The sequence below is a fragment of the Flavobacterium fluviale genome (assembly GCF_003312915.1).
GTDB lineage: Bacteria > Bacteroidota > Bacteroidia > Flavobacteriales > Flavobacteriaceae > Flavobacterium > Flavobacterium fluviale.
This window is the reverse complement of record NZ_CP030261.1, coordinates 3,620,992-3,645,189: the sequence shown is the minus strand read 5'-3', so window position 1 is coordinate 3,645,189 and position 24,198 is coordinate 3,620,992. Positions and strand designations below refer to the sequence as shown.

Here is a 24,198-nt window from a genome sequence, read left to right as displayed (position 1 = left end):
CTTTTAATTATATCCTTGTTTTATACCTAGTTTTTTCATTTTTGAATACAAAGTCTGTGGCTGTATTTTTAGCAGTTCTGCCGCGCCGCCCGGACCAGAAACTTTTCCGTCACAAATTTGAAGCGCATTCATAATATGCTCTTTTTCCATTTCTTCCATCGATTTCATTTTCCCGCTGTTTATTTCCAAAGTTGGAGCATTATTTACTGGAAGATCAAATTTTTCGATTTCGTTTGTTTTGGCCAACAGTACATTTCTTTCGATTAAATGTTCTAATTCGCGAATATTTCCAGGCCAGTCGTATTGCATTAATTGTTGTAAAGCAGACTTACTAATACTGCTGACATTTTTGCGGGAACTTGCGGCATATTTTTTTAAAAAGAAATTGGCAAGGTCTTCAATATCTTCCTTACGCTCTTTTAGTGTTGGAAGCTGAATCGGAAAAACATTTAAACGATAATACAAATCCAATCTAAAACGGCCTTCTGCAACTTCTTTTTCCAATGATCTATTGGTTGCGGCTACAATTCGAACATTGATTTTTATGGTTTTATTGCCGCCAAGTCTTTGGATTTCTTTTTCCTGTAATACACGCAACAATTTCACTTGAGAATCAAGTGGAAGTTCTCCAATTTCATCCAGAAAAATAGTGCCGTCATTGGCCTGCTCAAACTTTCCGATTCTTTGAGAATTGGCTCCTGTAAAAGCACCTTTTTCATGTCCAAACAATTCTGATTCGATTAAAGAATGTGGCAGCGCAGCACAATTGACAATTACAATTGCATTTGTTTTGTGCGTAGAAAGATCGTGTATAGAATGTGCCACTCTTTCTTTTCCGGTACCGCTTTCGCCGAGAATCAAAACCGAAGTTTCGGCTGGAGCAACAATTTTTATTTTCTCAATTACTTCTTGTAAAAGAATGCTTTTTCCAATAATTCCATCAATTTCTTGGTTTTGAACTTCATTTGGAGTTTCTGCTAAAGTTCCGTTTTCCTGACCAAATCTGTATTTGGCAATATCCAACATCACAATTAAATCTCTCTCTCGAAACGGTTTTACCATAAAGCCGTAAGGATGAGTCGCTTTTACAGCTTCTAAGGTCGATTGGTTGGTATTGGCAGAAATATAGAGAAACGGCAATTGCATTTCACGAAGTTCCCACGCGAGGTCAATTCCCGTAAGATCGCCTTTTAGCATAATATCCAGCAAAACCCAGTCGGGCCTTTTTGTCTCGATTAATTTACGGGCCTGAACCACAGAAGAAGCAATTCCGGTTATTTCATAACCAGCCTTTACCAACATGATTTTTAGATCATTTGCTACTATAAATTCATCTTCAACAATTAGAATTTTCTCCTTCATCACCATAAGTTATATTATTTCAGGATTTTCAGTTGATCCTTCAAATTCTGTACTTCTTGTAAATGTAATTTTGATACTCAAACCGTTATCGTTTTTCATATCAAAAGTTCCATCAATCTGATCGGTTAATCCCATCATTAAATTCATTCCCAGCGAATTTCTTTCTGTATCTTCAAAATTTTCCGGAAGACCAACTCCGTTGTCGGAAATAACCAATTGATAATTGTTTTCTCCGATATTTTTAAGTTCAATATGCACATCTCCTTTTTTGTCAAGTGGAAATGCATATTTTATGGCATTGTTAATGGCTTCATTTATAATTAATCCAAGAGGAACTGCTTGCGCTACATCAAGATACACTTTTTCTGTGTCCAGAACAAAATTGATTTTATTATCGGTATCAAAACATTCTCTCATATAACTAATGAGCTCATAAATGTACCACGACATATCAATATTGGCCAGATTATCAGACTGATATAATTTTTGATGAATCAGCGACATGGCATGCATTCTGTGCTGGCTGTTTTGTATCGCCATTAAAGCATCTTCATTATCCAAATAAGCCGATTGTGTATTTAATAAACTAATGACAATCTGTAGATTATTTTTTACACGATGATGAATTTCCTTTAAAAGCCATTCTTTTTCAAGCAGCATTTTTTTGTTCAGTTCATTCTGCTCATTAATCTGCTGACGCTTGATTTCGAGTTGTTTATTCTTTTTCTTTTTTATTCTAAAACCATTGTATAAAAGTGCCAGAATAAGAATTAAAACCAAGACACTTCCTATAAAAACGTATTTAATTACATTATCTTTTTGAATCTGAATTTTTTGCAATTTTGCTTCCTGTCTAAGCAAATCAATATCTTTATCCTTTTTTTCGCTTTCAAATTCTACTTGGAGACTGCTGATCTGTTTGCTTTTTTCGCCTTTAAAAACCGAATCTGAAAGGCTTTTATACAGCTGATAATGTTTTATCGCACTGAGATAATCTCCTCTAGACGAATCTGCCCTAAACCATATCAGATGGCTTTCTGAGCGAATATTATTATTCCCCATTGAAATAGCAGCTGAATCTAATTTTTTTATGGTTCGATAAAAAGCTTCATAGTTTTTAACCTGATAATGAAAGGCCGAAAAACTTCTTAGAACCGCAAATGTGTTTCCATTTCTCTCTGCGTTTTCTCCGTAATGAGCAGCCATTATTTTATAATATATTCTGGCTTTAGCATTGTTTTTTTTGATTCGGTAGATATTAAATAAAAGATAATTTTCGGTCATTATTCGCTCAATATTTGAGGTGGGGTAATGATCCTGCATTTCTTTAATTAGTTTTAAAGCTTTATCCTCTTTTTTCTCACGAATGTATAAAGAGGAAAGGTTGTCTGCAATAGTCCTTACGTATTCGGTATCTTTGTAATATCGCGCAATTTCTAAGGCTTTGTTCCAATATTCCTCGGTTTTTTCATTTTGACGCAGATAGTAATAAACTAACGCGGCATGATTGTAAATAGAACTCAGCTGAAGCGAATTGTCATGCATTGCCAAAGCTGTTTTTTCTGCCAAGAGTGAGTACTTTAAGGCTTCAGAAAAGTTTCCTTTTTGAGTATTTACTTCTGAGAGTATATTATAAACGCCTTGTAATTCTTTGAAATGTATACTTTTATAAATTGCCAGTGCTTCTTGTAAAAGAGGATCTGCCTTATCAGGATTTTCACTGGTGCTGTACAATTCACCAAGTTCTTTTAATGAAGTTGCCTGTTTTTCTTTTGCGCCAGATTTCTTAAAGAGCTGTATCGCAGTTTCTTTAAGATTTGCTTTTTTCTCCAGATCCTTTTCATAAATAGCAAGTTCGTTATAGCTTTCTCCCTGCTGTGTGATCATGTTATTTTTTTGAAAATAGGAGAGTGCCTCGTGCGTTTTTTTTAATCCATTTTTTTCATCTCCTTTTTCTCTGTAAATCTGTGCTTCTAAAAGTAATGCTTTTCCTTTTCCAAGTTTATATCCTAAAGTACTGCTTAACTTCTTCGCTTCTAAATTAATACTGTCTGCGGTTTCAAGATCTTCTTTAAATTCTCCTTGTTTCGTCAGATAGTAATAGCTTAAAGCCAAAAGTAATTCGGCTTTTTTGCTGTCATTTTCAGCCGAAGCAATTTTCTTTTTTAATTGATCAGGATTTTCTTTTGATTGTGCATTTCCAAGAATGGGCGCCAATAAAAATAATAACGCTGTACACAAGGTGCACAGGCGGTATTTGGAAGAAATAAAAGGGATAAAATTCATTTTTTAAAGATAATATATTATCAGAAATCCGCAACTTCACAATCTGTTTTGTTAACTATTCACGGTGATAGAGATAGCATATGATCATGGCAATTCCAGGTAAAATTAAAGTGCCTAATCCGAAAAATTTTCCGGCAACGGCTCCTAAAAAACATCCCACAAGAAACCCGATTATAGTAACCAATTGTTTTTTAAAACTTAACAGTGCTTCAACATCTTTTAAACCGTTTTTTAATAAACTTCCTAAGTCAAGAGAGGCCTGAGTTACATTTCCTGTCATCATCGTTGTCGGCCCGTGTGTTTCTTTGGCATACAATTTTCCAAAAGCATTTTGAAGTCCCATTGCAAAAACGGTTGTCATCGCCACGGTGTACATTGTCCATTCTGAAAAGATTTCTAAATAGCCAAAAACGTAAGAAGCAATACCGCTCAAAAGCAATATTATACCTTCCCAAAATAAAATAGTATACCGATTGGTAACTCTTAGAGCAATTCTTCCCCCAACAATAACGGCGAAAATAAAAACAGGAAAAGTCAATAGTTTTACCCAAGCATGTAAGTCTGAGCCTTTGATGATTTGATAAGCAAAGACAATAAAGTTACCCGTAACGTGTGCTGAAAATATAGAATCTGCTGCGACAAAAGTTACGGTATCGCAATACCCTGCTATTATGGTGAGAAGCAGGGTAACGTACCAAATGTTTTTTTGTATTTCCATAATTTTATTTTAAGTGAGCGCGAAGCATCCACGCCATTTTTTCGTGATTTTCTAAAAGTCCTGTAATATAATCGCTTGTTCCAGCATCATGAAGTTCTGCAGCAAAATTGTTGATGTTTTCACGTAAGTGTATCAAGATGCTTTCATGATCCAAAAGCAATTCTTTTATATATCCTGTGCTGTCATTTTTCTCTCTTGATTCTTCTGTAAGATGTGTCAGCGCTAAATACTCTTTTAAAGTTCCCGGTGCATAATGACCTAACGTTCTGATTCTTTCTGCAACTTCATCTACAATTTCGTCAAGCGCTTCGTATTGCTTTTCGAAGAAAAGGTGTTTGTTGTAAAAATCCGGACCTTCTACATTCCAGTGTGCTTTTTTTGTTTTGGTATAAAGTACAAATTCGTCAGCCAGAACTTTAGTTAAAACCTCAACTACTTTTGAGATGCTTTCTTGTTTAATTCCGATGTTTGCTTTCATTTTAAATTAGGTTTAATAAATAATTGTTAGTGATAATTATAGATAAATCAAACACATAGAAACATAGATTTTCTTTCCTTTTGAAAAAGGATACAAGAAGAAAACTAGTTTCTCACACATAGATCTATGTTTATTTAAACAAAGTGAAACGCCTTTTAAACGTTTAAAAATCTATGTCTCTATGTGTTTAAATTAATTGTTTATAATGGTTAATAAATAATAATCAAGTGAGTATGTTCCTGCTCCCAGCGCAAGAATTAATAATAGTGATAAAGTATACATATAAGGAACATCGCGTACTTCTAGTGAATCTTTTCTATGTACCACAAAATATCCTACGGCTGTAACGCCAATTGTAGGCAGTACAACAAGTCGGGTTCCGATACCCAAAATAATAAGAAAAGGAACTACAGTATCAGAAAAAGTGGCCACTAATTCGTTTAATTTTTCCGGCAGATGAAGCGGATTCGGAACGTGTTCTCTTTGTCCATTCTCAACTCTGAATTTCTTCATTCCGTGAACTCTAAAAAGCTCTACCGCAAGTAATACTCTAAATACTAAAAATGCTGCATTATTGAAAGTGGAACCTAAATCAGAATAAAGGATTTGTTTTATAATTTCTATCATTTTTTTAAATTTAAAAAGCAAAGCAAGAACACCCAAGAGCGCCCCAAAATGCGTTATAATTATTTACCGGCACATTGCTCATTCTGGCAATATCGTGACTGTGAGCGTGAACATCACAACTGCCGCTGCACCTGTGTATCTGCGAAGTCAGGCTTGGTTTTGCATCTGCTTTTGCATTTTTTTCAATCACACTCTGGAAATTGCTTTTACTTGGATAACCGTTGTAAATATTCGTTGGCGACCAATCCGGTAAAATCGGAATATGCGGCGGAGAAAAGGATGAAAAATCACCATTTGCGTACACAATTTTTCCGTCGACAATCGTCAAATCAGCTTCGATTTTTTTAATATCTTCATCAGCAACAGTAAAATAATCACTGTCGAGCACAACTAAATCAGCAAACATTCCTTTTCTGATATCTCCTTTTTTAGCTTGTTCCTGAGAAAACCAAGCGCTTCCTCTGGTATATAATTCCAAAGCGGTTTCTCTGCTTAATCTGCTTTCATTATATAATTGCAGACCGCCAACGGTTTTTCCAACTGTCATCCAATACATGGAAACCCACGGATTATAACTGCTTACTCGGGTTGCATCAGAACCTCCGCCTACTGGAACTTCCATCTCGAGCATCTTTTTAATTGGCGGTGTACTTTCGGCCGCTTTTGCGCCGTATCGATCTGTGAAATATTCACCTTGATACGCCATTCTGCTTTGTACTGCAATTCCTCCGCCTAAATTTTTTACGCGTTCGATATTGCGTTCGTCAATCGTTTCGGCATGGTCAAATATCCACGGCAGTCCGTTAAACGGAATTTCCTGATTGATTTTCTCAAAAACATTTAAAAATCTTGTAATGCTTTCGTTATAAGTCGCGTGAAGTCGAAAAGGCCAGCGATTTTCTACTAAAAGTCGGACAACTTTTTCCAGTTCTGCTTCCATGTTTTCAGGAAGATCTGGTCTTGGCTGCAGGAAATCTTCAAAATCCGCTGCAGAAAAAACTAACATTTCACCCGCACCGTTATGACGGTACATATCGTCTCCCTGATATAATTTTACGGTATCAATCCAATCTTCAAAGTCTTCAAATTCGTGTTTTGGTTTTTGGGTAAAAAGATTGTAGGCAATTCTAACCGTTAATTGTTTTTTCTCATTCAATTCATTAACGACTTTATAATCGTCTGGAAAATTTTGAAATCCGCCTCCCGCATCGATGACACTGGTGATCCCAAAACGGTTCAACTCTTTCATGAAGTGACGCGTCGAATTGATTTGATGCTCATACGAAAGCGTTGGTCCTTTTGCTAAAGTCGAATACAAAATCATCGCGTTAGGCGTGGCAATTATAAGTCCGGTTGGTTCGCCTTTAGAATCCCTTTCAATTTGTCCTCCGGGAGGCGCGGGTGTATTTTTGGTATAACCAACTGCCTTTAATGCCGCTCTGTTCATAATTGCTCTGTCGTACAAATGCAGAATAAAAACTGGAGTTTCTGGAGCAATCGCATTGATTTCTTCTAACGTCGGCATTCTGCGTTCTGCAAATTGAAACTCAGACCAGCCTCCAACCACACGAACCCATTGCGGATTTGGCGTACGATCCACTTGTTCTTTCAGCATTCTAAGTGCATCAGCCAAAGAAGGAACACCATCCCAGCGCAATTCTAAATTATAATTTAAACCGCCTCGAATAAGATGTATGTGAGAATCGTTAATTCCAGGAACCACTCTTTTATTGTGAAGGTCAATTATTTTGGTTTCTGCAGATGCAAATTCCATTACGTCGCTGTCATTTCCAACTCCAATAAATTTTCCATCTTTGATTGCTACAGCCGTAATATTTGGCGTTTCGGCATTGAAACTATGAATTTTACCGTTGAATAATATTAGATCTGCTTTCATAATTATTTGGCGTTAAGTTTAGCAATTGCGTCTTTAATTCCTTCACCTGCAACAGTATAAAAAGCAGGTCCGGCTAGCAGAATGATTTTCGTTAGAGGTTTGTAATCGGCTAATTTTTTCTCTTTTAAATAGGTCTGTGTTCTGTAAGCTTCAAAAGAACCTAAAACTACATTTGCAGCCACTAAAGCCGTTGGTGAATCAATTCCGGCATCTTTAATATCACTAGCAAAAGAATAATTAGAAACGCCTAAACGTAAAGCTTCACGCATTGCAGTGCTTCCCACGCTGATCATTAAATCTGGTGTAAATTTATTACGATCACCAAGACCAATCAGCAATAATTGTTTGGAAGCTAAAGTGCCTTTTGGAGGCGTAATCAATAAAGTTTCTAGAGAATGACCTGTAAATTTTCCGCTTTTGCGTAATTCTGTAATAATCCCTTTTAAGGCATCATCTAAATGTACCATTCCGTTTAGGTTGGCAGGAAGGGCAGGAGGGTTAAAAATGTCGCCTTCGGTATATTCAAAAACGCAGGCAACTTGTAATTCTGCTTCCGCTGCAGATGGTCCCTGAACCAATCCGTTTACGGCAACTCCGTCTACTTTCCCCCAAGTTGTAGTCGAGCCCAGTGAAGCGGTTTGAGCAAAAGCAGCATTAGCAAGTGAACCTGCAAATAATATTGTGATAAAGAGAGTTAGAGTAGAATTTCTAAGTCTGTATTTGGAAAAAATGGATATGTTTTTCATGGCTTTTGTTTTAATTGTGAAAAATATTTAAACACATAGGGACATAGGTTTTTATATGCTGTTATGAATAAAAAAGAATATAAAAGAAACTAGTTTCTCACACATAGAAGCTTTGAGTTAAAATTTATAGCTACAGATTAAAAGATTAAAAGATTAAAAGATTAAAAAATGCCAAATCTGCGAGAACAAAAAATATATCGTCAAAAAAGCTATGTTTATTAATGTTAGTGAAACGCCTTTTTACGAGTGTAGCACCTATGTTTGTATGTGTTTAAATTTAATTGTGTTGTTAAAATTTAATTGTGTTGTTAAAATTTAAATCCGAGTCTGGCATTAAAGAAAACGCCGTCTTTAGAATTTGGAATGATGTCGTTTATAAAAGCACCGGTTTTGAAATATTGGATACCGCTTACGACTGAAATATATTTGTTTACGCTGTAAGTAAAATTGGCAAGATAAGCAGTCCCGATATATCGCTCTTCTGATGAACTTCCTTTAAGATTCAATGTACCGCTTGGTCTGTAAACGCCGTCCTGCAGCGAATATCTCCAGTTAAAAACCACATCGACCTGCATCTTTAGCTGTGGCAATAAATCCATTGTGGCATAAGGGTGAATGTCGATAAGGTTTACCGGACCAACCTGCGGACTGAAACCAAAATAGCCACCTTTGGGATATAGCGGATTAAAGGTTTGCAGACTTCCGTCGCCTTCTTTTTTATCACCTGAAATATAATCATTTCGAAGGTTGATTGTGGGCTTAAATTTCACATTTTCAAAAGAATAGCCAATGTCTATTGATCCCGTCCAGGCATTTATGTTTCCAGATCCAAAACTTCCAAATTGATAGGCCGCTTCCAAATTGTAGATAAATCCACCGCCGTATTTCCAAAGTCTTGTTCCAACGGTGTGTCTTCTTTCCGGTGCAATTCCTTCTTCAAAAAGTGATTCGTCTCTCCTGATTCCGAGATAATATAAATCCAGATTTCCTGCTTTTGGAAATATAATTTTAGAATATGCTCCCCAAAGATTCAGCTGTTTCGACATTTTGTTATCAAAAGCTCCTGTATAAATAGTGTCAGCCATCATTGCAAATCCGTCAATGGAGAATCGGGAAGAAGTATATATTATTTTTCCTCCTGTAAAATAAAGTCTCGCATTTGGACCTTCTCTAACCGAAATTAATCTTCCGGAGCCATAATCCAATTCTTGTCTTCCGGCACGAATAGTCAATTTTTTATCTTCTTTTTGATATAAATTGACATCTAAAAAAAGATTCTGAACATTCAACTGATCTTCATCAATGCCACGCGGACCGTTGATTCGTCCGTCCTGCAGGGCACTTCTCAATTGAGCAAATATCCTAAAGTTTTTTCCTAAATGGATATCGGCACCGAGATCATAACGCTGTAGTAAAAAGTTGTTGTGGCCAATATTTAATCTTCCCCAGTCTTCATTGTTGAAATCAACATATTCATATCGAGCTTCGCCGCCAAGCGATATATAAATATCTTTCTTTTGATTTAAGGGAACGAATTTTAATTTTTCATAAAAGTTTCGATTGGAATCTTTTAAAAACTCATAATTTTCGTCGTAACGTAAGAGCTTAAAACTTTGAGCCGATACGTTGTTTCCTATAAAAACAATAGAAAATATAAGCATCAAGAGTAACCTGTTTTTCGATATGGATTTTAATGATTCCAACATAATGAAGCATAAGAGGTTTTTATTTGTTTAAGGTTTCAGTCCCGAAGCTTCGGGATCAAGTTGAAATGAATTAATGTTTCAGCATGTTGTGTGCATAGTGAATACCCAAGCCGTAAGATCCACCATATTTTTTCATTAAATTCGTTACAGGAACATATGTTTCCTGACGTGCCCAGTCTCTTTGAAGTTCAAGTATATATTGAATTGAAGTTACTGGTATCGCGCCAGCTTGAATCATTCTTTGGACAGAACGTTCGTGGGCTTCATTGCTAACGTCACCGCAGGCATCTGTGATAATATACACTTCGTAACCTTCTTCAATTGCAGAAAGCGCTGGTCCAACGATGCAAACTCCAGTCCATAATCCAGCAAGAACTATTTTTTGTTTTTTTGTACCTGTAATAGCTTTATAAGCGTTTTCATCTTCCCAAGTATTCATTGTTGTACGATCGATATATCCAGATGTTGCAATTGGATAAAATTCTTCGATTTCTGGGAAAACAGGTCCCGCAAAGCTTTCTTCAAATACAGTTGTTACAATTGTTGGAACATTGAAAATTTTTGACGCACCACAGATAATGGCAACATTATTACGCAATTCACTTAATGCAATGCTTGATGTAGCAAATGCCATTTGTCCTTCAAAATCAATTAATACTAATGCGTGATTATCTGGTGATAATAAGTTTGCTGATGGTTTCATAGATATTTATTTTTAATAGTTTTAGTTATGCCAACAAAATGCCAAATTTTTAATGTATTGATTTGTTGGTTTTTATGTTTTGAGAAGATAAATTTGTTTTACGATATTTCGTGATTTTATTATCGTGTTATGAATTTATAGGGAATGAGTGGAGAGTTTTTTTATCATTTCTGTTGAAACAGAGTCAGCGTAGATTCCGAACGCGCTGGTTAAAACTCCTTTTATATTATAGATTTCAGAGATAATTCCGTAAACGATATCTTCATCTCCCGGATCTGTATCTCCTTCAAAACGAAATATATATTCAATTTTGAATTCTTCTGGAGACATCGTCTGAGTGTTATTATTGTAACGAATACAATTTTCGTCAAGATTAAAATTTTCAGTAAAACCTTGCTGCGTAAGCCATTGTAAAGCTTCGGTCACCGTATCAAAAGCGGGTTGTTGAATTGAACTCATAATTGGGAGTGAATGAACTGCCTGTAAAATTTTGCAGGCAGTTGTTTGAATTACTTTTTAGAACTATCTGCTTACGATTTAATAAATTCTAAAATGTCTTTATTGATCGTTTCTGCCTCTGTAGTCGGCATACCATGAGGAAAACCAGGATAAGAAATTAATTTTCCGTTTTTCAAAAGTTTTGCCGCTCTAGGCGCCTGACCGTAAGGAACGATTTGATCATCTTCTCCATGCAAAACCAAAACTGGAATATCTAAGCTTTTAAGATCTTCAGTAAAATCTGATTCAGAGAACGCTTTTATTCCTTCATAATGAGCCAAAACAGAACCCACCATTCCCTGACGCCACCAATTGTGTTTAATTCCTTCTTTTACAGTTTGACCTTCGCGGTTCCATCCGTAAAATGCGATAGGAAAATCATAAAAGTATTGCGCTCTATTAAATCCAGTTCCTTGTCTGATTTCATCAAAAACAGCTAAAGGCACACCTTCTGGATTTGATTCGTTTTGAATCATTATTGGTGTAACAGCGCTGATAATAACTGCTTTTGCAACTCTTTCTTTACCGTATTTTGCAGCATAGCGAATTACTTCGCCTCCTCCAGTTGAATGCCCTACGTGAATAGCATTTTTTAAATCAAGCGCTGCTGTCAATTCAGCAATATCAGATGCATATGTTTCCATATTATTTCCTTCTGAAGTTTGGCTAGAGCGACCGTGACCGCGTCTGTCGTGTGCAATAACTCTGTATCCTTGTTTTAGGAAAAACATCATTTGTGCATCCCAGTCATCACTAGATAACGGCCATCCGTGGTGAAAAACTATTGGTTGTCCTGTCCCAAAATCTTTGTAGAAAATTTCTGTTCCGTCTTGTGTTTTAAATGTGCTCATTTTTTTATGGTTTTAGATTATTAAATTTAGAAATGAATAGTTGTTGTTATTTTGTTTTACAAACTTAGAGCAAGTGCGAAAGTCTGTCGATTAACCTAGATTAAGAAAAAAAACTATCGTATTTTCTTCTTTAAAAATGCGGTCTGCGAACAAAATATCTGATTTTTATTTTGAAGTGCTGTTTCATTTTTTAGATCTTTACTATTTAGATGCCAAACAATAGCCAAATAATATGCCTCAACTAAAAATCCCTTTAAACTAAGGACTTTAGGTTTTAAGGAGAATTTTTTAGTTTACGATATTTCGTAAATTTATTATTGGGTTTAACTGAGAAATGAAAAATTGAGGTAGATTAAATGTTTTATAATAAATTTTTCTTATCACGTAAGAATTATTTATTATTTATCACAATAGCTTTCTCTTAATTTACTTTGTAAATTAGTTTAAAAATAAAATTTCAATTATGGACAATCAATCTAATGACATTAGCAAATGCCCTTTTCATAATGGAAGCAGGGATAATGAAGCAGCAACAGGCACAAAAAATCGTGACTGGTGGCCAAAGCAGTTAAAGGTGAATATCCTGAGACAAAATTCATCATTATCAAATCCGTTGGATAAGAATTTTAATTATGCAGAAGCTTTTAAAACGCTTGACCTTGAAGCGGTAAAAAAGGATTTACATGAACTTATGACTGATTCACAAGATTGGTGGCCTGCAGATTTTGGACACTATGGTGGTCTTTTTATCAGAATGGCGTGGCATAGTGCAGGTACATATCGTGTACATGACGGACGCGGCGGAGCAGGAGCAGGACAGCAGCGTTTTGCACCACTTAACAGCTGGCCGGATAATGTGAGTCTTGATAAAGCGAGAAGGCTTTTATGGCCTATCAAACAAAAATATGGTCAAAAAATTTCTTGGGCAGATTTAATGATTTTAACTGGAAATGTTGCTTTAGAATCGATGGGTTTTAAAACCTTTGGTTTTGCCGGAGGAAGAGCAGATGTTTGGGAACCAGACGAATCTGTATACTGGGGTTCTGAAACTACTTGGCTTGGCGGGGATGAACGTTATAATGATGGTTCGGAAGGTGTGCCAAAAGATCACGGGGTGGTATCTTCTGATGATGATGCAGATGGTCAAATTCATAGCAGAAATCTGGAAAAACCACTTGCAGCAGTACAAATGGGACTTATATATGTAAATCCTGAAGGTCCTGACGGAAATCCTGATCCAATTGCGGCGGCCAGAGACATTAGAGATACTTTTGGACGAATGGCAATGGATGATGAAGAAACAGTAGCATTAATTGCGGGTGGACATACCTTTGGAAAAACGCATGGCGCAGCTTCTTCTGATCATGTGGCGGAAGAACCTGAAGCAGCAGATTTGGGACTTCAAGGTTTTGGGTGGAAAAATAGTTTTGGATCTGGTAAAGGCGCAGATGCTATTACAAGCGGACTTGAAGTAACATGGACAAAAACGCCGACACAATGGAGTAATAACTTCTTCGAAAATTTATTTGCCTTTGAATGGGAACTTACTAAAAGCCCTGCTGGTGCGCATCAATGGGTGGCTAAAAATGCAGATGCAATTATTCCAGATGCTTTTGATGCTAGTAAAAAACATCTGCCTACAATGCTTACTACCGATTTATCTTTAAGATTAGATCCAGAATATGAAAAAATTTCACGTCGTTTCTTGGAAAATCCAGATCAGTTTGCAGATGCTTTTGCAAGAGCTTGGTTTAAGTTAACACATCGTGATATGGGACCGCGTGCCAGATATCTAGGGCCAGAAGTTCCTCAGGAAGAACTATTATGGCAGGATCCTATTCCAGAGGTAAACCATAAATTAATAGAAGAGAACGATGTATCTCAACTAAAAGAAAAAATAATCAACTCAGGGTTGAGCACTTCTCAATTAGTTGCCACAGCTTGGGCATCAGCTTCTACTTTTAGAGGATCTGATAAACGAGGCGGAGCAAATGGCGCGCGTATAAAACTGGCACCACAAAAGGATTGGGAGGTAAATAATCCAGCACAGCTTAAACAGGTTTTAGACAAACTGGAAACTATCCGTACAGATTTTGATACTGCACAAAACGAAGGAAAAAAAGTTTCACTAGCCGACTTAATAGTTTTAGCAGGATGCGCAGGAATTGAAAAAGCTGCTAGAGAGGCTGGAAGCGCCGTAACAGTTCCATTTACACCTGGACGTATGGACGCATCTGCAGAGCAGACTGATGTTGAATCATTTGAATACTTGGAACCAAAAGCAGATGGTTTCAGAAATTATAGAAAAACAAAATCACATGTTTCAACAGAAGAACTTCTTATTGATAAAGCTAATTTATTAACGCTGACAGCTCCTGAACTAACGGTTCTTTTAGGCGGTTTACGTGTATTGGATATCAATGCTGACGGTACAAAAAATGGTGTTTTTACACATCGTCCGGGAAAACTTACCAATGACTTTTTTATAAATCTGCTTGATATGAATACGCAATGGCAGTCTGTATCAAACGATAAAGAATTATATGCTGGAAATGATCGTACTACAGGCCAGCCAAAATGGATAGGAACTCGTGCAGATCTAGTTTTTGGTTCAAATTCAGAATTGAGAGCAATTGCAGAAGTATATGCAAGTACAGATGCACAGGATAAGTTTGTGAGCGATTTTGTAACAGTTTGGAATAAAGTAATGAACTTGGATAGATTTGACTTGGTTTAGTTTAATTATTAAGTTTAGTATTTAATAATTTATAAGACGCCTTTACTAGGCGTCTTTTTTTTTGCGTCTTCTTCTAAGTTTGTTTACTGCTTTAATTTAACTGATTCAAAGTCAATTAGACAAACTGGTAATATTTGTGGAAACAAGCTTTCGAATGTGTCTTATTGTCAGTTTTAATAAAATAGTTTAAATTAGACTCAAAATTCAGAAATCAAAGAGTGGCAGACGATACAAAACAACGAGAGATTAATTTTTTAAAGGGAGGCGGAGAAATGGGAAGCCATATTCGTAACTTTGACTGGTCTGTGACAAAACTCGGCACTCCTGAATATTGGCCTCAGAGTCTTAAAACTTCAATTGGTATACTGCTTAACTCTAGAGTCGCAATGATACTTTTCTGGACCGAAGAGAATCTTTGTTTTTTTAATGATCGTTACGCTTGTATTTTTGAAAATTTACAAGAAAGAATTGATGCATTAGGAAAACCAGCAGCTCAGCTATGGGCTGACGAATGGAATCTATTGCGACCGTTGATTGAGAGCTTTAAAAATGGAAGCGAGCCCGACGACGAACATTTTGTAATGCTGCCAGTGAATGCTGAAGGAAAACTTCGAAAAATGCCAGAAGCCAATTACAGTGCTGTTTATGGTGAAGAAGGAAATGTGTGCGGCGTGTTGGGAACTTGTATTCAAAATTCACCTGTGGTTTATTCTAATTTTGCAGGCAAAGAGTTTCAAAATTTACAATCCGATAGTGCAGTAGAACTTCAGCTGCTTCGCGATACTGTTCCGGCAATGATATTTTATTTGGATTCTGAACAACGCTATCAATCCTATAATCAGATGTTTTGTCAATGGTTTGGTGTGAATAGTACGGAAGCATTAGGGAAATCAGTAAAAGAATTTTTGGGCGATATTGCACATCAAAAAACAAAACCTCATCTGGATATTGCATACTCAGGAATGCAGGAGCGTTACGAAATGTACGCTCCCTCAAAAATGGGAAGTCCTAGATGGCTTGATATTATATATACTCCTCACAAAGACAGAGAAGGAAATGTAGTAGGGATTATAGTTCACGCTACAGATGTAACAAGAAGTAAACAGGTAGAACTTGCATTGAGAGAAAGCGAAATGCTTCTTAAGGCGGTTATCCAAGCGGCACCAGTAGGTATAAGTCTTTTTGTGGGAGAAGATTTTATTATAGAAAACCCAAATGACAATTTTATAACGCTCTTAGGAAAAGGGGAATCTATTGCTGGTAAGCCTTTGGTTTCTGTACTGGGCAGCGCGGAGAATGATTTGGTTATTCAAACGCTTAAAAAAGTATATTATACCGGTACCGAATTTACTGCGAATGCCGTACAAGGAGTTGCGTATGTAGAGAATAAAGAAGTGCCAGGTTTTTTTAATATAAGTTTGACACCTTTATTTGACAGCGAAGGAAATGTGCATTCTATATTAAGTGTAAGTACAGATGTTACTGAAGAAGTAGTTTCGAGAAAAAAAATCGAGGAAGCAGAGCAGATTTTTAGAGGAGCTGTGGAGCTTGCTGAACTTGGAACATGGAATTTAGATGTTTTAACCGGCGAGACAGTTTTTTCCCAACGTCATGCTGAAATGTTTGGATTTCACCGCCACGTTCTAAGCAGCAACGATGCGATGAGTGTTGTTGAAACAGATGATTTTGAACGCGTCCTAGATTTGTTTAATAAAGCACTAAAACCAGGTTCTGACGGAAAATATGAAGCAGAATACCGAATCATCAATGCTTCGACAGGAAGAAGACAGGTTATTCATGCGCAGGGACAGGCTTATTTTGACAAAGATGGAAAACCAACAAATATAAGTGGTACAGCGAGAGATATTACGATAGAGCGAGAACTGCAGTCTGCACTGGAAAACGAAGTTGCAGTGCGTACCTTACAGCTGCAAGACACAGCAGAAGAACTTAAGAGATTAAACAATAAGCTTGAAGATGCTAATAAAGCATTAACGAGATCTAACGAAGAACTTGCGCAATATGCCTATGTTGCCAGCCATGATCTTCAGGAGCCTTTACGAAAAATTCGTCTTTTCTCGAGCCTTTTAAAAGATGGAAAAAGAGATTCCGAAAGCTACAATCGCTCTGTTGACCGAATCAGTTTTGCTGCAGAAAGAATGAGTCAGCTTATTGCAGACCTTCTTGACTTTTCGCGTTTGCTGCAGCAAGAAGCTGTAATGCAGCCCGTAAATCTAAATACAGTTGCCAATTCTGTATGGAATGATTTTGAGCTGGTTGTCGAAGAAAAAGGAGCCACGGCTTCTATAAGTCAGCTGCCAGAAATTCATGCGGTTAGTATTCAGATCAATCAGCTTTTTTATAATCTGATCAGTAATTCATTAAAGTTTACCTCAGAAGGTGTGAAACCTCATATAAGTATTGATTGGGAAATGGCGGATGGTCTTGAAGCTGCCAGTCACACAGGACAGCTAATGACTTTTGAAAAATACTATCATATTATTTTTAAAGATAACGGAATCGGTTTTGATACACAGCATTCAGACCAGATTTTTGAAATATTTAAAAGGCTGCATGGACAAGAATCCTATGAGGGTTCGGGAATTGGACTAGCATTATGCCGTAGAATTGTAGCCAACCATCAGGGATTCCTGTTTGCAGAATCAGAACCAGGTAAAGGATCTGCTTTTCATGTTTATATTCCTGTACAAAAATTTACAGTGCTTTAATCTTTTTGTAGAAATTGTCTTAAAACATACTGTAAAATTCCGTCGTTCCTGTAATATTCAATTTCAATTTTTGAATCCAGTCTGGCAATAACAGTAAAACTTAAATGATCACCATTTTCTTTTACTGCCGTTACCTGCAGTTCTTTTAGAGGCTTAATATCTTGAGCTATTCCTGTGATTGAAAATGTTTCTTTTCCGTCTAAACCAAGACTTAGCGCATTTTCTCCCTCCTTATATTGTAACGGAAGAACACCCATACCCACTAAATTGCTTCTATGAATGCGCTCATAACTTTCTGCAAGAACAGCTTTCACTCCCAATAAAAAAGTTCCTTTTGCTGCCCAGTCTCTTGAAGAACCGCTGCCGTATTCTTTTCCAGCAAGAATGATCAGCGGAGTTTCATTACTTTTATATTGTACCGAAGCATCATATACACTCATTTCTTCGCCGGTTGGCAGATATTTTGTGTAACCGCCTTCCTTTTCAGATAAAGCATTTTTTATACGGACATTGGCAAAAGTTCCTCGTATCATAACTTCATCATGACCGCGTCGCGAACCATAAGAGTTAAAATCCGCTTTCTCTACGCCTCGGCTTACTAAATATTTTCCCGCTGCTGAATTTTCATTGAAAGATCCCGCAGGCGAAATATGATCGGTTGTAATACTATCTCCAAGCATTAATAAAGTACGAGCGTTTTCAATATCCTGCAAAGGTTTTGGATTTTCTGGAAGATCTTTAAAAAATGGCGCTTCTTTTATGTATGTAGAATTATCATCCCAAGCATAAATTTTTTCCTCTGGTATTTTTAGTTTCTGCCATGTTTCATTTCCATCAAAAATTGTTTCGTAACTTTTAGAAAATTGTTTAGGTGATAAAACATTGCTGAGTACTTCATTAATTTCATCATTTGAGGGCCAGACATCTTTTAAATAAACAGGAAGCTGATTAGAATCATAACTTATTGGTTCATTTAATAAATCTATATCTACACGTCCGGCAATTGCAAATACAACAACAAGCATAGGCGACATCAGGAAATTCATTTTAATTTGTGGATGAATTCTGGCTTCAAAATTTCTATTTCCAGATAAAACAGATGCCAAAACCAAATCATGTTCTTCAACAGCTTTGGCAATATGTGCAGGAAGAGGACCAGAATTACCTATGCAGGATGTACAGCCGTAACCTACAACGTGAAATTTTAAAGACTCAAGATCGCCAAGGAGATCAGCTTTTGCTAAATAATCGGTAACTACTTTAGAGCCTGGTGCAAGTGAAGTTTTAACCCACGGTTTTACATTCAGTCCTCGTTCTCGGGCTTTTTTGGCAACAAGTCCAGCGCCAATCATTACAAAAGGATTAGAAGTATTGGTGCACGATGTAATAGCAGCTATGGCAACTGCACCATCTGAAAGCATGAATTGCTCATTACCAAGTGTTACGGCAACGGTTTTAATTCCATTTTCTATTTTTTCTTCAATTTTTGCATTTTCAGGAACTGCGGCTTCACCTTGTATAGGCTGCGAACCTCCTTCTCCAGACCAGCGTGAAACTTGTTTTGGCGGAAAATTTTTTCGTCCGAAAGTTTTGTCAAGAAGATCAATAAGTTTTGGCTGTAAATTCTTTAGCAGAATTTTATCCTGTGGTCTTTTTGGTCCTGCTATTGTAGGCTCTATAGTAGAAAGATCAAGTTCAAGAATATCGGTGTAAGTAATGTTTTCATCTCCGGTTCGCCATAATAAATTAGCTTTGCAGTATTGTTCTACCAGATCAATTTGTTCTTCAGAACGGTTACTTAGACGCATATATTCTAAGGTTTTTTCATCAATAGGGAAGTAGGTAACAGTACAGCCAAACTCAGGTGACATATTTCCGATGGTTGCGCGGTCGGGCACGCTTAAACTGTCTAAACCAGGACCAAATACTTCGACAAATTTACCCACAACGCCATATTTTCTAAGAAGTTCGGCAATAGTAAGCACCATATCAGTTCCTGTTGATCCCAGTGGAATTTCACCAGATAACCTGAGTCCGATCACTTCTGGCATAATAAAATAAATAGGCTGCCCTAGAATTGCGGCTTCTGCTTCAATTCCGCCCACACCCCATGCGATAACGCCAATTCCGTTAACCATTGGAGTGTGACTATCTGTACCTACCAACGTGTCAGGGAAAATTTCTCCGTTTCTTTCAATTACACCTTTCGATAAATATTCTAAGTTAACTTGATGGCAGATTCCCATTCCCGGAGGAACAACGCTGAAGTTACTGAATGACTGCTGTGCCCATTTTAAAAACTCGTAACGTTCTGTATTTCGGTTGTATTCTTCCTCCATATTTCGCAGATAAGAATATTCAGTTCCGAAGTAATCGACTTGCACAGAATGATCGATTACCAAGTCAACTGGAATCAAAGGATTAATCATATCTGGATTTTTTCCTTTTTTGGCAGCTTCAGCCCTTAGTGACGCAATGTCTACTACAGCTGGAACTCCTGTAAAATCCTGCATTAAGACACGTGCCGGCTTAAAAGGAATATCTTTATCCGAGGCTTCGGGTTTCCAATTAAGAACCGTTTCAATATTTTCTTTTGTAATAGCGAAATCATCATAATTGCGGAGTACATTTTCTAACAGAATACGAATCGAGAAAGGCATTTGTTTGATATTAAACCCCTGATTTTCCATCTCGGTAAGACTGTAATACGAAAAGGTTCTGTTTTTTGAGGTTAATAACCTTTTAATTTGGTAAATGTCGTTTTGCATATTTAAAAGTATTTGATTGAAATAATTATGTTACCATTTTAAATTCCCGAAATACTGTTTAAAAAGTTTTTTATTAATTTTAAAAACAGTAACTTAAATGTTATTTACAAAAAACCTGCCTCGTATTTAAAATAATGATTTTCAGTTTATTATGATTTTATTGAACTGAGAAACTTTCGATATATCGTTATATTATGATGAAATTTGTTGAAATTTTAGAAAATGAAGCTGCAGTCATTTTTTTAGATAGAAAGATTACGGCTTTTATACTGACATTAGGTAAAGTTACATAAAATATGTAAAGTCTGTATAATCAGTTGTTTATGAATTGTTTATTTAGTGGCAGTTAAAATGATAAGGTATTATTTTTGCTGTTAGAATATTAAAATTATAAAAATTATGGAAGACTTAAAAAAGGCTTATATAGCTGGTGGTTGTTTTTGGGGTATGGAAGATCTCTTTCGTGTCCGCCAAGGGGTTAGGGACACTGAAGTTGGATATATTGGTGGACAAAACGATAATCCTACATATCAAAATCATCCGGGACATGCAGAAGGAATTGAAATAACCTATGATTCGAATGAGACATCTTACAAGGAACTGCTGGATTATTTTTTTAGAGTGCATGATCCAACAACTCTGGACAGACAGGGAAATGATCTTGGATCAAGTTATAGATCGACAATCTTTATACAAGATAAAAAAGAACAAGATATTGCTGAACAGGTAATTAATATTGTAAACGATTCAGAAAGATGGAATGGTAAAGTTGTTACTACACTTGAACCGTTTACTAAATTCTGGCCGGCTGAAGAGAGTCACCAAGATTATCTTGTAAAGAATCCAAATGGATATACATGCCATTTTGAAAGGTTTGGAACCTTCTTGTAATATTTAAAAATCTCTAATTTGAGAGTATTAAAAACTTTGATTTTAAACAGCGTTCTGTTTAGAATCAAAGTTTTTCTTTTTATAAAAATCCTTTTTTTATAATTCATTATTAATTTATCTGTAAAATCTTCGCATTAGTCTTTCTTTTATATATCACTAGTATACAACTTATTTGCGAAATATCACTAACAATAAAAGTATTTTATCGTGTATTTATTTGATATACAATAATTTACTATTTTAGCATAGTTCTTGTCTTTCCCAATATGCTGGATTATTTTAAAGTGATAATCTCAGTTATTCTTGATTTGTTCTAAAAATTAAAGTCTGAAATTGATCTATGCCGCAACAATGTTTTTAGCACAAAATATAATAAGCGTTTATGAATTATTTAAAAATTTAAATACTCACTAAATATTAATATTATGACAAAATCCAAATCCATAATTCTTATACATGGAAACTTTGTAAACGACTTAAGCTGGACAAAGTGGAAAGACCATTATGAAAAAAAAGGCTATACCGTGTACACTCCGGCTAATCCAGGTCATGAAGGAAATCCTGCCGATTTAAGAAATAGAGTCCATCCTGATCTTGTGAAAACTGGATTTATAGATGTCGTTAATAACATTGTGAAACTAATTGACAGTCTTCCTGAAAAGCCTTTAATTATTGGACATTCTATGGCTGGAATGGCAGCAATGAAACTGCTTGAACTAGGAAAGGCTTCTGCAGCAGTTAGTATTGACGGTGCGCCGCCCAAAAATGTTTTTCCTCCAATACAAACTTTAAAATCGGTACTGCCTGCGTTTGGTTTCTTTTCTGGTAAAAAATATTTCATGGGAAGTAGGGAATGGTATGACAAATGTTTTTTCAACACCCTTCCATTGAGTGAACGTGCAAACGCCTTTGCGTCTGTCGCAGTACCGGAAAGCTTTAAGGTAAGCCGTGAATTAGTTTTAAATTCTTTTTCTAACATCGATTTTAAAAAGCCTCATCAGCCCATTTTGTTTATTGGCGGCGGCAGTGATGCTATTTTTCCGCCCGAACTTACAACGACTTTGGCCCGCAAATACAAAGACAGCGGCAGCAGGGTCGATTTGAAAATTTTTCCAGGTAAAAGCCATTTTATTTGTGGAGAAAACGGCTGGGAAAGTGTAGCCGATTATATTTTAGACTGGTACGAGAATTTATAAAGTATTACAAAAAAATAGTAAAACTGCTAGACTTGTTAGCAAGTGTGCGGTAAACTTTTAATTGAAATCATTAATAATCATTTAAAAAAAACTTCAATGAGCACAATTACATTAAAAGACGGAACTGAGATTTACTACAAAGATTGGGGAACGGGACAACCGATTTTCTTTCATCATGGCTGGCCGCTTTCTGCAGATGACTGGGATACGCAAATGCATTTTTTTCTAGAGAAGGGTTTTAGAGTTATTGCATACGACAGACGCGGGCACGGAAGATCGACACAAACTTATAAAGGAAATGAAATGAATACGTATGCTGCCGATGTAGCAGAACTGACCTCATTTTTAGATTTAAAAGATGCAGTTCATATTGGACATTCGACAGGAGGAGGAGAAGCGATAAGATATGCTGCACAGCATGGAAAAGGCAGAGTAGCAAAAGTAGTGCTTATAAGTGCGGTAACACCATATATGATAGTAGACGAAAATAATCCAGATGGTGTTCCATTAGCGGTTTTTGATGATATTCGATTTAATACGGCCAACAATAGACAGCAGTTTTATCAAGACATAACATTTCCGTTTTATGGATACAACAGGGAAGGGGCAAATATTAAAAAAGGGATTCAGGACAATTGGTGGCGTCAGGGAATGATGGGCGGAATTAAAGCGCATTATGATTGTATAAAAGCATTTTCTGAGACTGATTTTACCGAAGATTTGAAAAGTGTTGATTTTCCAGTTCTTATATTACATGGAGAAGATGATCAAATTGTGCCGCATGTGCCTACAGCGTTAAGAGCTATTAAACTTTTGAAAAATGGAAAGTTAATTACTTATCCAGGCTTATGTCATGGAATACCAACTACAGACGCAGATACTGTTAATGCAGATATTTTAGCGTTTATAAAATCATAAAAGAGAATTTATAAAGCATTTAAAATAAAACCGCAGGGCACTTGAGAAAGTTTACCCTGCGGTTTATTTACTTTTATTAGAGTATATTTTTATTTAATGAAATTATTTAGGATAGTTTTAAAAAGCGCTGTATCTGCTTTTTCCAGCCACTCAAAGGCCAGCATATCTTTTGTAATGATCTCGGCTCCGTTTTGCTTCATTCTATCAATTGCCCTCATTTTATCATCAGGATTTCGAGTGCCAATGGCGGACTCAAGAATAAACACTTCATAATCAATTTGTAATAGATCCAAGACGGTTTGCTGTACGCAGATATGGGCTTCAGTTCCCACTACAATAATTTGTTTTCTTTCCTTCTGTATACAATTTAGCAGATTTCCTTGACTGACAGCAGAAAAGTAAGATTTCGAAATAATATCGCTTTCATCGAATTTTTCTCTTAATACTGCAGGTGTTGTTCCAATTTTGTCGGGACAATGCTCCGTTAAAATCATTGATATTCCAATAGTTTTGGCTAAATCAACTGACCATATAACATCTTTTAGAACATTTTCTCCATCATAAATTTTAGGAAGTAATTTTTCCTGAATGTCTATAACCAGCAAAGTTGAGTTGAGAGGCAGAATCTTCATAGGATTTTGTTAGAGTTTAGACATAAAAATCAGTAAATGCGATCAGTATCAAATTTACTAAAAAACATCTTCTCATTATCAAATACTTGTCGATTGTTCAGCAGCCAATTTACTTTTATAATTAGATTACATTAGGAAAGTTCCTGGTTCGTCAACCTTTTCATCCTCTTCTTCTTCCCAGTCATTTTCATCATACTCCGATTCTAAATCTTCTTCAAGATCTTCTTCAAGTTCACCAAGTTCCAGATTATAGTGATTTTGCGCTTTTAATGAGTTTGAAAGACCGCTTTCTAGATAATCATCATAATTTAAAAGAAGTTGTTCTTCGTAAGATGTCATGTCTCCTGAAGATTCATCACTAGTGTAGAAGTAGTTTTCGGATTTCATATAATTCAATTTTAATTAATAGATTTTTTATGACCCATTTTTATCATTTTAGGCACATTTAAAAGTAC

Annotated in this window: 19 protein-coding genes; 5 read left to right on the top strand and 14 right to left on the bottom strand. The window is 36.1% G+C overall.

The features are described 5' to 3' along the window. Positions 1-3 precede the first annotated feature (3 nt). The 11 genes from HYN86_RS16040 to HYN86_RS15990 form a co-directional block, all read right to left on the bottom strand. Positions 4-1,362 carry a sigma-54-dependent transcriptional regulator gene (locus tag HYN86_RS16040; protein WP_113679969.1) on the bottom strand — a complete coding sequence of 453 codons (1,359 nt, stop codon included), beginning with the start codon at positions 1,360-1,362 and terminating at the stop codon, positions 4-6. A 9-nt stretch (positions 1,363-1,371) separates the two neighbouring features. Next, positions 1,372-3,648, bottom strand: a complete 2,277-nt coding sequence (locus HYN86_RS16035; protein WP_113678949.1) for a tetratricopeptide repeat-containing sensor histidine kinase — start codon at positions 3,646-3,648, stop codon at positions 1,372-1,374. Positions 3,649-3,703: 55 nt separating this feature from the next. Further along, positions 3,704-4,366: a YoaK family protein gene (locus HYN86_RS16030; protein WP_113678948.1), complete on the bottom strand. Its 663-nt coding sequence runs from the start codon at positions 4,364-4,366 to the stop codon at positions 3,704-3,706. Between the two features lie 4 nt (positions 4,367-4,370). Then, a complete protein-coding gene (locus HYN86_RS16025) occupies positions 4,371-4,844 on the bottom strand; it encodes a Dps family protein (RefSeq protein ID WP_113678947.1) in 474 nt (157 codons plus the stop codon). 192 nt (positions 4,845-5,036) lie between these two features. Then, on the bottom strand, positions 5,037-5,471 hold the full coding sequence (locus HYN86_RS16020; protein WP_113678946.1) for a DoxX family protein: 435 nt from the start codon (positions 5,469-5,471) through the stop codon (positions 5,037-5,039). A 10-nt stretch (positions 5,472-5,481) separates the two neighbouring features. Continuing rightward, positions 5,482-7,368, bottom strand: a complete 1,887-nt coding sequence (locus HYN86_RS16015; protein WP_113678945.1) for an amidohydrolase — start codon at positions 7,366-7,368, stop codon at positions 5,482-5,484. 2 nt (positions 7,369-7,370) lie between these two features. Beyond that, entirely contained in the window at positions 7,371-8,114 is a 744-nt protein-coding gene (locus HYN86_RS16010; protein ID WP_113678944.1) for a M17 family peptidase N-terminal domain-containing protein, read from the bottom strand. Between the two features lie 308 nt (positions 8,115-8,422). Next, positions 8,423-9,775, bottom strand: a complete 1,353-nt coding sequence (locus HYN86_RS16005; protein WP_205334607.1) for an alginate export family protein — start codon at positions 9,773-9,775, stop codon at positions 8,423-8,425. Positions 9,776-9,890: 115 nt separating this feature from the next. After that, positions 9,891-10,523: a hydrolase gene (locus HYN86_RS16000; RefSeq protein ID WP_113678942.1), complete on the bottom strand. Its 633-nt coding sequence runs from the start codon at positions 10,521-10,523 to the stop codon at positions 9,891-9,893. Positions 10,524-10,658: 135 nt separating this feature from the next. Further along, positions 10,659-10,982 (bottom strand): phosphoribosylpyrophosphate synthetase, encoded by a 324-nt coding sequence (locus HYN86_RS15995; protein WP_113678941.1) that lies wholly within the window; start codon positions 10,980-10,982, stop codon positions 10,659-10,661. Positions 10,983-11,053: 71 nt separating this feature from the next. Further along, complete coding sequence (locus tag HYN86_RS15990; protein ID WP_113678940.1) at positions 11,054-11,872, bottom strand: alpha/beta fold hydrolase; 819 nt, start codon at positions 11,870-11,872, stop codon at positions 11,054-11,056. A gap of 463 nt (positions 11,873-12,335) precedes the next feature. Here HYN86_RS15990 and katG point away from each other — a divergent pair, with 463 nt between their 5' ends. Beyond that, positions 12,336-14,609, top strand: a complete 2,274-nt coding sequence (katG, locus tag HYN86_RS15985; RefSeq protein WP_113678939.1) for a catalase/peroxidase HPI — start codon at positions 12,336-12,338, stop codon at positions 14,607-14,609. 218 nt (positions 14,610-14,827) lie between these two features. Further along, positions 14,828-17,338 carry a PAS domain-containing sensor histidine kinase gene (locus HYN86_RS15980; RefSeq protein WP_113678938.1) on the top strand — a complete coding sequence of 837 codons (2,511 nt, stop codon included), beginning with the start codon at positions 14,828-14,830 and terminating at the stop codon, positions 17,336-17,338. Here the strand turns inward: HYN86_RS15980 and acnA are convergent. Then, positions 17,335-20,106 (bottom strand): aconitate hydratase AcnA, encoded by a 2,772-nt coding sequence (acnA, locus tag HYN86_RS15975; RefSeq protein ID WP_113678937.1) that lies wholly within the window; start codon positions 20,104-20,106, stop codon positions 17,335-17,337. The two genes, HYN86_RS15980 and acnA, sit on opposite strands and share 4 nt — an antisense overlap. Before the next feature lie 399 nt (positions 20,107-20,505). Between acnA and msrA the strand changes: the two genes are divergently transcribed. From msrA to HYN86_RS15960, 3 genes are all read left to right on the top strand, one after another. Next, complete coding sequence (gene msrA, locus HYN86_RS15970; protein WP_113678936.1) at positions 20,506-20,997, top strand: peptide-methionine (S)-S-oxide reductase MsrA; 492 nt, start codon at positions 20,506-20,508, stop codon at positions 20,995-20,997. A gap of 425 nt (positions 20,998-21,422) precedes the next feature. Continuing rightward, positions 21,423-22,193: an alpha/beta hydrolase gene (locus HYN86_RS15965; protein WP_113678935.1), complete on the top strand. Its 771-nt coding sequence runs from the start codon at positions 21,423-21,425 to the stop codon at positions 22,191-22,193. Between the two features lie 96 nt (positions 22,194-22,289). Continuing rightward, positions 22,290-23,111, top strand: a complete 822-nt coding sequence (locus HYN86_RS15960) for an alpha/beta fold hydrolase (protein WP_113679968.1) — start codon at positions 22,290-22,292, stop codon at positions 23,109-23,111. 89 nt (positions 23,112-23,200) lie between these two features. On the opposite strand, the gene HYN86_RS15955 is transcribed toward HYN86_RS15960, so the two are convergent. Together HYN86_RS15955 and HYN86_RS15950 are read right to left on the bottom strand one after the other, a co-directional pair. After that, a complete protein-coding gene (locus tag HYN86_RS15955; protein ID WP_113678934.1) occupies positions 23,201-23,743 on the bottom strand; it encodes an isochorismatase family protein in 543 nt (180 codons plus the stop codon). A 126-nt stretch (positions 23,744-23,869) separates the two neighbouring features. Beyond that, positions 23,870-24,130, bottom strand: coding sequence for a hypothetical protein (locus HYN86_RS15950; RefSeq protein ID WP_113678933.1), 261 nt, complete (start codon positions 24,128-24,130; stop codon positions 23,870-23,872). Positions 24,131-24,198: the final 68 nt, after the last annotated feature.

Excerpts from the sequence above, each read along its gene's own strand:
- HYN86_RS16020 (WP_113678946.1), bottom strand. The coding sequence starts at position 5,471 with ATGATAGAAATTATAAAACAAATCCTTTATTCTGATTTAGGTTCCACT.
- HYN86_RS16040 (WP_113679969.1), bottom strand. The coding sequence starts at position 1,362 with ATGAAGGAGAAAATTCTAATTGTTGAAGATGAATTTATAGTAGCAAAT.
- msrA (WP_113678936.1), top strand. The coding sequence starts at position 20,506 with ATGGAAGACTTAAAAAAGGCTTATATAGCTGGTGGTTGTTTTTGGGGT.
- HYN86_RS15995 (WP_113678941.1), bottom strand. The coding sequence starts at position 10,982 with ATGAGTTCAATTCAACAACCCGCTTTTGATACGGTGACCGAAGCTTTA.
- HYN86_RS16005 (WP_205334607.1), bottom strand. The coding sequence starts at position 9,775 with ATGCTTATATTTTCTATTGTTTTTATAGGAAACAACGTATCGGCTCAA.
- HYN86_RS15960 (WP_113679968.1), top strand. The coding sequence starts at position 22,290 with ATGAGCACAATTACATTAAAAGACGGAACTGAGATTTACTACAAAGAT.
- katG (WP_113678939.1), top strand. The coding sequence starts at position 12,336 with ATGGACAATCAATCTAATGACATTAGCAAATGCCCTTTTCATAATGGA.
- HYN86_RS15990 (WP_113678940.1), bottom strand. The coding sequence starts at position 11,872 with ATGAGCACATTTAAAACACAAGACGGAACAGAAATTTTCTACAAAGAT.
- HYN86_RS16010 (WP_113678944.1), bottom strand. The coding sequence starts at position 8,114 with ATGAAAAACATATCCATTTTTTCCAAATACAGACTTAGAAATTCTACT.
- acnA (WP_113678937.1), bottom strand. The coding sequence starts at position 20,106 with ATGCAAAACGACATTTACCAAATTAAAAGGTTATTAACCTCAAAAAAC.
- HYN86_RS15950 (WP_113678933.1), bottom strand. The coding sequence starts at position 24,130 with ATGAAATCCGAAAACTACTTCTACACTAGTGATGAATCTTCAGGAGAC.
- HYN86_RS16025 (WP_113678947.1), bottom strand. The coding sequence starts at position 4,844 with ATGAAAGCAAACATCGGAATTAAACAAGAAAGCATCTCAAAAGTAGTT.
- HYN86_RS16030 (WP_113678948.1), bottom strand. The coding sequence starts at position 4,366 with ATGGAAATACAAAAAAACATTTGGTACGTTACCCTGCTTCTCACCATA.
- HYN86_RS16015 (WP_113678945.1), bottom strand. The coding sequence starts at position 7,368 with ATGAAAGCAGATCTAATATTATTCAACGGTAAAATTCATAGTTTCAAT.
- HYN86_RS15965 (WP_113678935.1), top strand. The coding sequence starts at position 21,423 with ATGACAAAATCCAAATCCATAATTCTTATACATGGAAACTTTGTAAAC.
- HYN86_RS16000 (WP_113678942.1), bottom strand. The coding sequence starts at position 10,523 with ATGAAACCATCAGCAAACTTATTATCACCAGATAATCACGCATTAGTA.
- HYN86_RS15955 (WP_113678934.1), bottom strand. The coding sequence starts at position 23,743 with ATGAAGATTCTGCCTCTCAACTCAACTTTGCTGGTTATAGACATTCAG.
- HYN86_RS16035 (WP_113678949.1), bottom strand. The coding sequence starts at position 3,648 with ATGAATTTTATCCCTTTTATTTCTTCCAAATACCGCCTGTGCACCTTG.